Source organism: Pseudonocardia sp. TMWB2A (assembly GCF_017312135.1).
On sequence record NZ_QKQY01000001.1, the window covers coordinates 1,833,898 to 1,846,912 of the forward strand.

Genomic DNA, 13,015 nt, shown 5'->3' on the forward strand with positions numbered 1-13,015 from the left:
AGCATAGGTAAGAAAACAAGCTTGCGCACACCCTCTTTTCACGCGCGCAAGACTGTGGCAGAAGTAATTATCAATGATGTAAATATGGAGAGCAGAATGACGGACCAGAGCCGTTCCAACCGGAGCCATGAAGAAACCGGCGCGCGCCAGCAACTCGCCGCCTGTTACCGCATTTTCGCGCATCTTGGCTGGGACGAGATGATTTATAATCATATCACGCTCAAAGTGCCGGGCGAGGATAATGCGTTCCTCATCAACCCGTTCGGGTTCCATTTCAGCGAAATCACCGCCTCCAATCTCGTCAAGATCGACATTGACGGTAACAAGCTCGACGACAGCCCTTATGCGGTCAATAAAGCGGGCTTTACCCAGCATAGCCTGTTCCACCGCGTCTTGCCCGATGTCCATGCGATCATCCACACCCACACCACCGCGACCATGGCGGTGAGCGCGCTTGAAGGCGGGTTGCAGCCGGTCAATTTCTATGCGTGCAACTTTATCGGGCAAATCGCCTATCATGATTTTGAAGGCATTACCGTGCGCGAGGAGGAAGGCCCGCGCTTCCTTGAAAGCCTTGGCAACAAGCGCGTGATGATGCTGCGGAACCACGGCCCCGTGGTCATGGGCAGCACCCTTCCCGAAGCGTTCATCGTCCATTGGGCGCTGCAACGCGCGTGCGAAATCCAGCTTGCCACCATGTCGATGGGCCAGCCGGTCGTCGTTTCCGACGATGTGGTCGCGGTCCACCAGCGCGATTTGAGCCAAATCCAGATGCCGGTCGGCGCAGGCGTCCCCGATTTTGCCGCGATGATCCGCATCATCGACAAAATCGACCCTAGCTGGCGCGATTAAGTCCCGTTAAACGGGGGGCTATGACCGAATTCACCGTAAATGGCCGCGCGCTCGCGTTCGACCTTGATCCCGATATGCCGCTTTTGTGGGCTTTGCGCGATGCGGCCAATCTCACCGGCACCCGCTATGGCTGCGGCACGGGCGAGTGCGGAGCCTGCACGGTGATTGTCGATGGACAAGCGGTGCGCAGTTGCCAATTGCCGCTGTCGCAATGCACGGGCCGCGAGGTCACAACCATCGAGGCGCTCTCGCCCGACCGCAGCCATCCCGCGCAACAGGCCTGGGTCGCCGAACAAGTCCCGCAATGCGGCTTTTGCCAGTCGGGTATGATTATGGCAGCGGCGGCTTTGCTCGCCAAAAACGCCAATCCGTCCGATGCGGACATTGATGCAGCAATCACCAATATCTGCCGCTGCGGCACCTATCCGCGTATCAGGAAAGCCATCCACCGCGCAGGCCGCGTAATGCGCGGCGAAGAAATCCTCGCCGCCGCACCAGCGCCCGGGATTAAACCGGCAGACGCGGCGGAGCAGGTGCCTGCTTTGGGTGTGCCGGTGAAGTAAGTAATCTCCAACATAGCGAACGATAAAGACAGCAAACCCCACGCACTATAAAATCCGTTAGTGCTGAGCTTGTCGAAGCACGGGCTTGCAGTCCCGCACCCTCAATTTCCTTACAACCGCCTTTAATCCAAACCTCTCTACGTCATTGTGAGGAGCGTAGCGACGCGGCAATCCAGAGTCGGCTTGGCGCAACACTGGATTGCTTCGCTACGCTCGCAATGACGGCGAAAAAAGCGGCTTATTCCCCCGACAATATCCTGTCGACTAACTGTTTGACTGTAGGCACAAATCCGTTCGAGTAGAAGGGATCGCGGCGGAAATTATAGGCGCCATGACCTGCGAACATGAGGTTTTCGTCCATCGGTTCGCCATGCACCGCATTTTGCAACGATTTCTGGATGCAGAAGCTGCGCGGGTCGACATTATAGCCGGTGGTAAAATCGTCATGGTCTTTCCATGCCGAAAAGGCGCAATGCGACAGGCAACCCATGCAGTCGGCCTGATCCTTCTGGATTTGCCGCGCAATATCGGCGCGTTCGAAAATCACGGTATTGTCAGGCGTTTTCATCGCGACATCAAAGCCCAAGCCCACCCATTCGCGCGCTTTTTTGAGGTCATCCAAGGTGACAAACCAGCTTTTATTGCCTTTCAAACCCACATCGAGCTTATGCGTATGGGTTTCGTCCGCATGGTCGGTGAACGGAATTTGACGTTCCGAGCGCGCTTCCAAGCTGCGCAAAAACGGATTGCGCACCGCTGACGAATAAAAGCCGGTGGGCGAAAAGCGGTGGAGCAGGACATCGCCTTCCTGAATATCCATCAGCTTCGCTTTCCATTCGGGCGGAATTTCGCTTTCCTGCGTCAGCAAAGGCCGCGTGCCGAACTGGAACATAATCTGTCCCAACTCGTCATTGTCGATCCAGTTATCCCAATCTTTAAGCGCCCACACGCCGCCCGCCATAACGATGGGGGTTTCGTCGGGAATGCCGCCTTCGCGCATGACTTTGCGCAATTCGGCCACGCGCGGATAAGGGTCTTGGGGGTCGCGCGGATCTTCGGCGTTAGAAAGGCCATTATGCCCGCCCGCAAGCCAGGGATCTTCGTAAACCGCCGCGCCCAGCCATTCGGGCACTTTGGAATAAGCGCGCTTCCACAAGGCGCGGAAAGCCCGGCCCGACGAAATGATGGGGAGATAATAAACCTCGTGCTTGGCCGCGATTTCACTCAGCTTATACGGCATCCCTGCCCCGCAGGTTACGCCCTGCACCTTGCCCTTGGTGGCTTCAAGCACGCCTTCCAGCACCCGCTGTGCGCCGCCCATTTCCCATAAGACATTGACGTTGATCGCGCCCTTGCCACCCGCAACTTCATGCGCGCGCTCGACCTGCGCAATGCCACCGGCAATGCCATATTCGACCAATTCTTCGTGGCGTAAGGGCCGCGTTTTGCCGTGATAGATTTGCGGGATGATATTGCCATCGGCGTCATAGCTGTCCGCATTGACCGCAGAAACCGTGCCGATGCCGCCTGCTGCCGCCCAAGCGCCAGCACTTTCGCCCGTCGAAACCGCTACCCCCTTGCCCCCTTCAACCAGCGGCCAGACTTCGCGGCCCGCATATGTAATCGGCTTCAGACCCTTGAACAACTATATTCTCCCGAACTTACCCGAACTCGAACATCAGCACCCGCCTATAGGGCTTTTTCCGTTAGGGGAAAGGCTAATCCATCTCAAGCGGGTTGTCCGTATCTTTGTCGAGCCCCGCAGCGGCCTTGATCGGGGACAAAAGTTTCAATGTCACAAAGGTGACAATCGCCAGCACAACGGCCACGTCCAGCGCGCCAAGACCGACTGCGGTGCCGATTGCGCCAGTGGCCCACAGGCTCGCCGCTGTCGCCGTTCCGCGCACCGATGTTTTCATCCGCAAAATCGCGCCGCCGCCGATAAAGCCGATGCCGGTAATCAGCCCCTCTATCACTTTGGACATGGCTTCGGGACTGTCGCCCATCAGGCTTTCGGCAGCTTGCACAAAGCCGCAACTGGCAATCGCAACCAGCGGGAAGGTGCGCAATCCGGCGCTTCTTTCTTCCTTTTCGCGGTCCCAGCCCAAAGGCAACGCCAGCACATAAGCAATCAACAGCGCGACCAGATGCGGGCCGATGCTGAAACTATCCTTGGTGAATTCCGCGAACATATGGGGTCAAACGAGCGACACACCGTAAAGCTCCGCATAGCGCGCAACCATATCGTCATCATCATAGTCGGCCTGTGCGCGCAAGCGATTGGCCGCGCCGATCCCCGCGCGCAAATCTGCGTCCGCGACCAGATCGCGCAGCGCCTTGGCATAAGCCGGTTCATTGCGCAGCGGCGTCACGAACGGCAGATTGTCCGGCGCGACAATATGCGCAACATCGCCGACATTGGTGGATAATGCAGGCAAGCCCGCGGCCATCGCTTCGACCAGCGAAACTGGGAATTGTTCGCTGTCTGACGATAGCGCAAATATGTCGAACAGGCCGACATAGCGGTGGGGCGCAGGCAGAAAGCCGGGGAGGACAAGCTGGTCCGACAGGCCGTGGCGCGCCGCTTCGGCAAGGATGACATCGCGCTCCGGCCCCTGCCCGACAATGACAAGCTGCACTTTTTCGCGCGCTTCGACCGGCAGCGCGGCGACCGCACGGACAAGGCGCGGCAGGTTTTTAACCGCGCGCAAGCCCGCCAATGTCCCGACCACCACCATGCCGGGCCGCTTTTCAAAGCCGGGAATAGCGTCGGGGTCGGGGTCTGCGGCATAGGCCGGAACGTCAATCGCATTGGGGATGCGGCGGATTTTATGTGCCGGTTGCCGCCATATTTTGCGCGCTATTTCCTCCAGCCGCTGGGATGGCACCACCAGCGCGCGCGCGGTCGGGAGCATCATGCGGCGGAACAGGTTGCGCTTGGGGTTGAGCCGGTCGGTCTCGTCGGCATTAAAGCCGTCCTCATGATGGATGATCGGCGGCAATTTCATCAGTCGCGCGAACAAGCGGTGCGCCCCCACCCCGTCCATCGCGCCCCAATTATAACTTAATACCAGATCGAAATCCTGCATATAACGCGCGAGATCGCGGTAGCGGTCGGGGCTTGGCTTGCCTTGCAAGGATGGCGCATTGTCGGGGAAAGCCACGGCAACGTCGGGGTTGATCGCATCTGCGGCCCCCATTTCTTCGGGCATGGCCGACAAGATGGTATGGACCGCATGGCCGCCAAAGCGGTTCATCAGATGCACCGCGCGCGCTTCCTTGCCGCCTAGCGAAAAAGTGCTGTGCAAGTGGAGGATGCGGACGGGATTGCGCCTGTCAGGTGCGGCTGGTTGCGGCATGGATCAGGCCGGAGCCGCTCCGGTGGCGCGCGCCTTTTCGCGCTGGTCCACTTCGGCAAGCAGCGCATCAATCGCGGCTTGCGCTTCGGCCTCGTCCAAACTCGGCGCATGGCCGACCATATCAAGCGTCACAAGCTGTGCCTGCCCCAGCCGCGCAACCATTTCCTCCGCCGTCGCTCCGCTCAATATGTCGGACAGACGCCCGCGCAGGATCAAGGTCGGCCTATCGCCCAAAGCCGCCAGCGCGGGCCATAAATCAACCCCTGCCTCGCCCCCCGGCACGCGGAAAGGTTCGGCGATTTTGCTGTCATAGTCGGGAACAATGCGGCCTTCCTTGGTAAGCTTATTGGTACGCTTCACCATGCGCAGCCAGTCATCAAGCTTCCAGCCGGGAAAATAAGCGCCGTGCATATCCTGTGCGGCGCGCGCGGCATGGACCCAAGTGGGCTGGCTCCCCGCTTGGCCGACATAGCCGCGGATACGCTCTATCCCTTCGGCTTCAATGACCGGCCCGACATCGTTCAGCACCGCGCCCGCCAGCTTGTCTCCCGCCATCGCCGCGAGCAGCATGGTGACGATGCCGCCAAGCGAGGTGCCGCACGACACGAACCTGTCTATTCCCAATTCCGCGCACAGGCCCAGCACATCCTGCGCATAAGTGAGCGGGACATAGCTCATCGGGTCTTTCGCATAGCCGCTTTCGCCGCGCCCGCGAAAATCTATCGTGATAACGCGGCGGCTTTTGGCGAGATGCTCGGCCAACCCTTCAAAATCGCGCGCATTGCGGGTGAGGCCGGGCATACAGAAAACCGGCACAAGGCTTTCCGCCCCTTGTGGCGCCGGATAGTCGCGGCAATGGAGGCGCACGCCATCATTCGACCACCAGTAACGATCACGCCACTGGCCGTTGAAATTGTCATTTTCCGTGGCTGCGGGAGCCTGAGCCGGGGGTGCATCGCTCATAAGGGTGCGCTTTAACTCCGCTATTTGCCCTGTCATGGCCTTACCTATTGCGCTCTATCGGGCATTAGACAAGCCTTTAACCCGCTTAGCCGATAATCTTGTGCGGCGCTATCATCGCCCCCATAACAAGCGCATGTCTTCTTCTGCCCTGCCCCCGCGCTATCGCCCCGACCCTGTTTTCCCGACATTGGGAGAAGGATTTTCCGATGCGGTGCGCGCAGCGGATTTCCCCGAAACCCTGTTGCGCTGGCGCAATGACCGGGCTGCGGCAGAAATTGGCCTTGGAGGGTTGGATGATGCGGCGTGGCTCCGCCATTTCGGGCGGTTCGAACCGCTCCCCGGCAATCTTCCAGAGCCTTTGGCGCTCCGTTATCATGGCCACCAGTTTCGCGTTTATAATCCCGACCTTGGCGACGGGCGCGGCTTTCTGTTTGCCCAGATGCGGGATGGCGATGACCGCCTCATTGACCTTGGCACCAAGGGATCGGGGACGACGCCCTGGTCGCGGCGCGGTGACGGGCGGCTGACGCTCAAGGGCGCAGTGCGCGAATTGCTCGCGACCGAAATGCTGGAGGCGCTGGGCGTTCCGACCTCGCGCACTTTCTCCATCATTGAAACGGGTGAAAAATTATGGCGCGGGGATGAGCCATCCCCCACCCGCTCCGCCGTGTTGGTGCGGATGAGCCACGGCCATATCCGCATCGGCACCTTCCAGCGCCTTGCAGCCTTGGGCGATACGGCGCGCATTGCTGCGCTCGCCCGCTATGCTTTGCGCTATTATTATGACCGCGACGCCGATGCGCTTGCCGCCCAAGATGCGGCCCAAGTGGCGGTCGATTTGCTCGACGCGGTGGTCACACGCACCGCCGACCTTGCTGCCTCTTATATGGTCGCAGGCTTTGTTCACGGTGTCCTCAACAGCGACAATATCAATATATCGGGCGAAAGTTTCGATTATGGGCCGTGGCGCTTCACCCCTTATTGGGATCCGGCCTTTACCGCCGCTTATTTTGACGAAGCGGGGCTTTATGCGTTCGGACGCCAGCCCGAAGCGATCCATTGGAATTGTGCGCAGCTTGCAATATCGCTGCGCCCGCTGAGCGAGGCCGAACCGTTAATTGCGGTGCTGGAACAATTCGGGCCGCGCTATCAGGCCGCGGTCGCGCGGCGTTTCCTGTGGCGCTTGGGCCTTGCCAGCGTCTCCCCCGAAAGCGACCGCGCGCTCGTCGAAGCGGGCGAAAAATTGATGGTGACGGACCAAATTCCGATTGACCGTTTCTTCTTCGATTGGCGCAAGCGAATCGACAACGGTGTCACTGGCGCAAATGATGGAAAAAGCGAATCGCATCAGGCTTTCGCCGCTTTGTTCGGAAAATATCGCCGCGTGGCCCCCGACACCCATGATTTTTGGCAGAATTCCGCGCCGGAATCGATGGGCATCGACACGGTGGAGGCCCTTTGGAGTGCGATTGACGCGCGCGATGAGTGGGCGCCGCTCTATCAAAAGGTCGAAAAAATACGCAGCATGGGCGCCGCTTTGCGCGAAAAAATCCAATAGTTGCGTAAATTTAGCGTCATCGCAAAGAAACTCTTTACCATATCGCGCTAGAGCCTTGAATCCGGTGGTCATGAGGGCGGCCGGTGTAATTCAGGGAACGTGCTACCAGACATGGCTGACGAAATTTTTTCGTACGAACCCGCAACGGGCGCGCGGCTGTGGAGCGGTCGGGTCGGAGACCCTGCCGCCGAGATCGCCGATGCGCGTCGGGACTGGCCGAAATGGGCTGCCCAGCCGCTCACTGCGCGCGCCGAAATCATCCGCCGCTTTGCCAACCGCGTCAAACAGGATAGCGAAACCATCGCCGACCTCATCGCGCGCGAATCGGGAAAACCGATGTGGGAAGCGCGCAACGAAGTTGAAAATGTCGTCGCCAAAATCGACATTGCGGTCAAATCCTATGCCGACCGCACCTCGCAGCGTCTGGTCGAAGGCGCGCACCAAGCGCGCAATGCGCTGCGCCACAAGCCGCATGGTGTGATGGCGGTCATCGGCCCGTTCAGCCCGTCAATGCAAGTGCCGGTGGGGCATATCATCCCCGCCCTGCTCGCAGGCAATGCGGTCATATTCAAACCGTCCGAAAAAGCCTCCGCTGTCGGCGAATTGCTGGTGCGCACCCTGCATGATTCAGGTGTGCCGACCGGCATTTTGCGTGGTGTCTTTGGCGGGCCGGAACAAGGCAAGGCTTTGGCCACCCATCCCGGCGTTGATGGCGTATTATTCACCGGCTCGGCGCGCACCGGCATCATGCTCAACCGCTATCTGGTGGACCGGCCCGACAAGATGCTCGTCCTCGAAATGGGCGGAAATAATCCGATTGTCGTGTGGGACACGCATGACATCCACACCGCCGCGATCATTGTCGCGCAATCGGCCTTTACTACCGCGGGACAGCGTTGCACCTCGGCGCGCAGGCTGATCGTGCGCGATACACTCTATGACCGGTTGATGGGCGAGATTAAAACGCTCGCCGGGCGCTTGATTGTCGGCGAACCGCACAGCAACCCTGCGCCCTTCATGGGACCGGTGATCGACAATGAGACCGCCGACGCGATGGTCGAAAGCTTTGTCATTCTGATGACCAATGGCGGCAAAGTCATCCGCCATATGACCCGCCCGATTGACGGACGCCCGTTCCTCACCCCCGGCATTATCGACGTGACCGCGATGCAGGAACGCCCCGATATCGAATTGCTCGGCCCCTTATTGCAAGTGGTCAAGGTCGCGACCTTCGAAGAAGCCATCGCCGAGGCCAATGCCAGCCGCTATGGCCTGTGTGCCTCGCTCATCGGCGGGACGGCGGCGCAATATGACCAATTTTGGGCCAATGTGCGCGCGGGCGTCGTCAACTGGAATCGCGGCACGATCGGCGCCGCGCTCGCCGCTCCGTTCGGCGGTGTAGGCCTGTCCGGCAACCACCGCCCCACCTCTTTTTATGCCGCCGATTATTGCGCCTTTCCGGTCGCTTCTGCCGAAACCGATCAGCTCCGCGCATCCATCGGCATAGGCCTGCGCCCGATGGCCGAGGATGCCGACGCATCGCCAATGCCGCTTGCTATGGCCAGATGAATTAGGCCAAATGAAGCTGAACTTGTCGCCTGTCAAAAAAGGATGTTTTGCCTGACGGGCCTGCCTTGCGCATTTGAGGCGCATGGCAAACACCGCTTTTCCCTCCCGCGCCGACAGCGATTCGGCCCCCCGCGCCCAAGCCGGAAAAATCTGGCTGGTGGGGGCAGGTCCGGGCGATCCCGACCTGCTCACCGTCAAGGCGCTGCGCCTTATCCGGGCAGCGGACCTTATCGTCCATGACGGGTTGGTTGATGCGTCGATCCTCGCGCTCGCCCCCGCAACTGCCGAGCGTATCTCGGTCGCCAAGGCGCGCAGCCGGCACACGATGGCGCAGGACGATATTAACGCGCTTCTTGTGCGCGAAGCCAAAGCGGGGCGCAATGTCGTGCGTTTGAAAGGCGGCGACCCGTTCATCTTCGGACGCGGCGGCGAAGAGCAGGAAGCTGCGCGTGCGGCGGGCATTGCGTGCGAAACCGTCCCCGGCATCACCGCCGCCATCGGTTGCGCCGCCGAAGCGGGCCTCCCCCTCACCCACCGCGCGGCCTCCAGTGCGGTCAGCTTTGTTGCGGGACAATGCAAGGATTTGTCCGATCAGGACTGGTCAGGCCTTGCAGGGCATGGCCGCACGCTCGTCATCTATATGGGTATCGCGACCGCTGAACGTATCGCCGAAAAGCTGATCGAGGATGGCGTCTCCCCCGCAACCCCGGTCGCGGTGCTGGAAAAAGGCACACGCGGCGATTCACGCGCAATGCAAACCTTGCTCGCGGACCTCGGCGGACTGGTCGCGCGCCAACAGGTGCAAAGCCCCGCCCTCCTTGTGGTCGGCGATGTGGTGACGCGCTCGAATGCCGTTGAAATGTTCGACCATTTCTATGCCTCCCCTGCAAGGGGAGGTGGATTGCCCGCAGGGCAAGACGGAGGGGTATCGCCCTCACGGAACTCGGAACACCCCTCCACCATCGGCTGCGCCGACGGTCCCCCTCCCCTTACAGGGGAGGATTTGAAAAGCTTCGGAGATGCGTCATGAAAATTTTGACCGGAAATAATCTGGAAAGCGGCGCGGTCACATGGTGGGCCGGAAGTTGGTGGTCGATCCATGTCGAAGATGCGGTCGATGTCGGCGAGAGCGGCGAGGCTATCCTGCAACGCGAAGAAGGCGCGCGCCGCGTCAATTCGCCTTACATCATCGACGCGATTGCCACCGATGAAGGCCCGCGCCCTGCGCACATCAAAGACCGCATCCGCGCGCTCGGCCCGACCGTGCGCCCCGACCTGACCTTGAAACCCGCCGACCCCGATGCCGGCGATTGGGTGATCTGATATGTATAAATATGACCAATATGACCAAGCGATAGTCGATGCGCGCGTCGATGAATTTCGCGATCAGGTAGCGCGCCGCATTGCGGGCGAGATTACGGAGGACCAGTTCAAGCCGCTGCGCCTGAAGAACGGCCTTTATCTGCAACTCCACGCTTATATGCTGCGCGTTGCCATTCCTTATGGCACTTTGTCAGGCGCGCAGATGCACGTCCTTGCCGACATCGCGCGCAAATATGATCGCGGCTATGGCCACTTCACCACGCGCCAGAATATCCAGTATAATTGGATCAAGCTGGAAGATGCACCCGACATTCTCGCCGATTTGGCCAAGGTCGAAATGCACGCGATCCAGACGTCGGGCGAAAGCATCCGCAACCTGTCGTCGGACCAATATGCGGGCGCCGCTGCCGACGAAATCGCCGACCCGCGCCCTTGGGCCGAATTGTTGCGGCAGGCAACGACCTTCCACCCCGAATTCAGCTATTTGCCGCGCAAGTTCAAAATTGCGGTAACCGCAGCGGACGAAGACCGCGCCGCGATCCGCCTTCATGACGTCGGGCTGAAGCTGGTTAAAAATGGCGCGGGCGCGCATGGCTTTGAAGTCTATATCGGCGGCGGCATGGGTCGCACACCGTTCGTCGCCCCGCTGATCCGCCCGTTCCTGCCGGTTGAAAATATCGTCTCCTATCTGGAAGCGACCTTGCGCGTGTGGAACCGTTGGGCGCGGCGCGATAATATCCACAAACAGCGTATCAAAATCCTCGTCCATGACCTAGGGCAGGAAGAATTTACCCGTCAGGTCGAAGCGGAATGGCAGGCAATTTTGCCCAATGGCTCGGACGTGCCGATGGCCGAATTTGACCGCATCGCCGCCTATTTCGCACCGCCCGCCTTTGAAACGGAGTTGAGCGATGATCTCGACCTTAGCGACCCCGACTTTGCGGTATGGGTCAAGCAACAGGTGATTGCCCACAAGGCCCCCGGCTATGCCATCGTCAATATCAGCGTCAAGCCGATTGGCGGGATTCCGGGCGATGCGACTGCCGACCAGATTGACCTTATGGCCGATTTGGCGACCCGCTATAGCCATGACGAATTGCGCATCACCCACGCGCAAAATGTCGTGCTACCGCATGTCAAAAAGCAGGATCTTTATACACTGTGGCAGGCACTGGATGAAGCCGGTTTGGCCACACCCAATCTTGACCTTATCAGCGACATTATCGCCTGCCCCGGCCTCGATTATTGCAGTCTCGCCAATGCGCGTTCTATCCCGATTGCGCAGAAAATCGCGGCGCGCTTCGCAAATTTCGACCGCCAGCGTGATCTGGGCGAATTGAAGCTCAAAATTTCGGGTTGCATTAATGCGTGCGGCCACCACCATGCGGGCCATATCGGCATCCTTGGCGTGGACCGAAAAGGCACCGAAAATTACCAATTGCTGCTCGGCGGGTCGGGCGCGGAGGATGCCAGCCTTGGCAAAATCACCGGCCCCGGCTTCGACGAGGACGGCATTGTTGACGCTATCGAGCGCACCATCGACAAATATCGGGAAGTCCGCACCGATGGCGAACGCTTCCTCGACACCTATCGCCGCGTTGGCATGGACCCGTTCAAGGAGGCGATTTATGGCTGATTTTCTGCGTTTCCGCGATGACGAGCCGCTGGAAGAGCCTTCGGTCACGCTCGATGCCTTCCTCGAACAGCCCGACGCTACCGCCGTCCGCATCGAAGCGGGCGATGATGCGCGCCAGTTGCTCCCCTTCCTTGACCGGCTTAAACTGGTCGAGGTGAGCTTCCCGCGTTTCCGCGACGGGCGCGGCTATTCATCGGCGCAAATCCTGCGCGAAAATGGCTATACCGGCGAATTGCGCGCAGAAGGCGACGTGCTGGTCGACCAGCTTTTGTTCATGCGCCGCTGCGGGTTCGACAGTTTCGCGCCGCACGCACCGATGGACCCCAAGGTCGTCGAAGATACGCTCGCACGGTTCGACATTTTCTACCAAAGCGCCGCCGACAAGCCGGTGCCGATCTGGAAGCTGCGTCATGGCTGAACCGCTGCGCGCGCTGGACCGGATTGATGTTGCCCCGCGTTTTACCGGCGCGGATGTCGCCGCGCTCAACGCGCGTTTCGACGCGGTGCCGACCGCACAAATGGTGCGCGAGCTGCTGCGCGAAGGCTTGCTCGGCAAAGTCGCATTGGTGTCTTCATTCGGCGCGGAATCGGCGGTGCTGATCCATATGGTCGTCGAAGCGGGCAGCGATACCGACATTTTATTCCTCGATACCGGCAAGCATTTCGCCGAAACCTTGGCCTATCGCGACACGCTCGCCAGCCATCTGGATTTTACCCCCGTCAATCTCCAGCCCGACACCGATAGTCTGGCCGCGCGCGATGAAACCGGCCTGCGTTGGTCCTATGACCCGGACGGCTGCTGCGATATTCGCAAAGTATTGCCGCTCGAACAGGCGCTCGGCGCTTATGATGCGTCGATTACCGGACGCAAAGGCTTCCAGTCGGGGACACGCAGCGGCTTGGCGCGTTTTGAACTCGACGGCGCGACCGGCCGCATCAAATGGAACCCGCTCGCCAGCTGGACCAAGCCCGAACTCGACGCTTATTTCGAAGCCCATGCGCTGCCGCGTCATCCGTTGGAAGCGCAAGGCTATTTGTCGATCGGCTGCGCGCCCTGCACCAGCAAGGTCGCGCCGGGCGAAGATCCGCGTTCGGGCCGCTGGAAAGGCTGGGACAAGGTCGAATGTGGCATCCATGTGCCGCTCACCCCCGGCGAAGAACCTGCTTTCTAAGCTACTAACAAGCACTTAGC

The 13,015-nt window shown here is 60.0% G+C and carries 13 protein-coding genes; 9 read left to right on the top strand and 4 right to left on the bottom strand.

Annotation, left to right across the window (positions count from 1 at the left end; all coding sequences use genetic code 11):
* The first annotated feature begins 96 nt into the window (after window positions 1-96).
* Both DMP17_RS08575 and DMP17_RS08580 read left to right on the top strand, forming a co-directional pair.
* The gene (locus DMP17_RS08575; protein ID WP_337828652.1) at window positions 97-852 is read left to right on the top strand and encodes a class II aldolase/adducin family protein; all 756 of its coding nucleotides are present in this window, start codon (window positions 97-99) and stop codon (window positions 850-852) included.
* Window positions 853-872: 20 nt separating this feature from the next.
* Window positions 873-1,415: a (2Fe-2S)-binding protein gene (locus DMP17_RS08580; protein WP_337828653.1), complete on the top strand. Its 543-nt coding sequence runs from the start codon at window positions 873-875 to the stop codon at window positions 1,413-1,415.
* 238 nt (window positions 1,416-1,653) lie between these two features.
* Here DMP17_RS08580 and DMP17_RS08585 read toward each other — a convergent pair whose 3' ends face one another.
* The 4 genes from DMP17_RS08585 to DMP17_RS08600 all read right to left on the bottom strand — a co-directional run bounded on the left by DMP17_RS08585 (window position 1,654) and on the right by DMP17_RS08600 (window position 5,737).
* Window positions 1,654-3,060, bottom strand: a complete 1,407-nt coding sequence (locus DMP17_RS08585; RefSeq protein ID WP_337828654.1) for an NAD(P)H-dependent flavin oxidoreductase — start codon at window positions 3,058-3,060, stop codon at window positions 1,654-1,656.
* 73 nt (window positions 3,061-3,133) lie between these two features.
* Window positions 3,134-3,607: an MgtC/SapB family protein gene (locus DMP17_RS08590; protein WP_337828655.1), complete on the bottom strand. Its 474-nt coding sequence runs from the start codon at window positions 3,605-3,607 to the stop codon at window positions 3,134-3,136.
* A gap of 6 nt (window positions 3,608-3,613) precedes the next feature.
* A complete protein-coding gene (locus DMP17_RS08595) occupies window positions 3,614-4,774 on the bottom strand; it encodes a glycosyltransferase (RefSeq protein WP_337828656.1) in 1,161 nt (386 codons plus the stop codon).
* Between the two features lie 3 nt (window positions 4,775-4,777).
* On the bottom strand, window positions 4,778-5,737 hold the full coding sequence (locus DMP17_RS08600) for an alpha/beta fold hydrolase (RefSeq protein WP_337828657.1): 960 nt from the start codon (window positions 5,735-5,737) through the stop codon (window positions 4,778-4,780).
* Between the two features lie 34 nt (window positions 5,738-5,771).
* Here DMP17_RS08600 and DMP17_RS08605 point away from each other — a divergent pair, with 34 nt between their 5' ends.
* The 7 genes from DMP17_RS08605 (at window position 5,772) to DMP17_RS08635 (ending at window position 12,995) form a co-directional block, all read left to right on the top strand.
* The gene (locus DMP17_RS08605; RefSeq protein ID WP_337828658.1) at window positions 5,772-7,295 is read left to right on the top strand and encodes a protein adenylyltransferase SelO family protein; all 1,524 of its coding nucleotides are present in this window, start codon (window positions 5,772-5,774) and stop codon (window positions 7,293-7,295) included.
* Between the two features lie 111 nt (window positions 7,296-7,406).
* Entirely contained in the window at window positions 7,407-8,864 is a 1,458-nt protein-coding gene (locus DMP17_RS08610; protein WP_337828659.1) for a succinylglutamate-semialdehyde dehydrogenase, read from the top strand.
* Between the two features lie 82 nt (window positions 8,865-8,946).
* The gene (gene cobA / locus DMP17_RS08615) at window positions 8,947-9,894 is read left to right on the top strand and encodes a uroporphyrinogen-III C-methyltransferase (protein ID WP_337828660.1); all 948 of its coding nucleotides are present in this window, start codon (window positions 8,947-8,949) and stop codon (window positions 9,892-9,894) included.
* On the top strand, window positions 9,891-10,187 hold the full coding sequence (locus DMP17_RS08620) for a DUF2849 domain-containing protein (protein ID WP_337828661.1): 297 nt from the start codon (window positions 9,891-9,893) through the stop codon (window positions 10,185-10,187). The genes cobA and DMP17_RS08620 overlap by 4 nt, the downstream gene beginning before the upstream one ends.
* Window position 10,188: 1 nt before the next feature.
* Entirely contained in the window at window positions 10,189-11,823 is a 1,635-nt protein-coding gene (locus tag DMP17_RS08625; RefSeq protein ID WP_337828662.1) for a nitrite/sulfite reductase, read from the top strand.
* Entirely contained in the window at window positions 11,816-12,241 is a 426-nt protein-coding gene (locus DMP17_RS08630) for a DUF934 domain-containing protein (protein WP_337828663.1), read from the top strand. Before DMP17_RS08625 ends, DMP17_RS08630 begins: the two co-directional genes overlap by 8 nt.
* Complete coding sequence (locus DMP17_RS08635) at window positions 12,234-12,995, top strand: phosphoadenylyl-sulfate reductase (RefSeq protein WP_337828664.1); 762 nt, start codon at window positions 12,234-12,236, stop codon at window positions 12,993-12,995. Before DMP17_RS08630 ends, DMP17_RS08635 begins: the two co-directional genes overlap by 8 nt.
* Window positions 12,996-13,015: the final 20 nt, after the last annotated feature.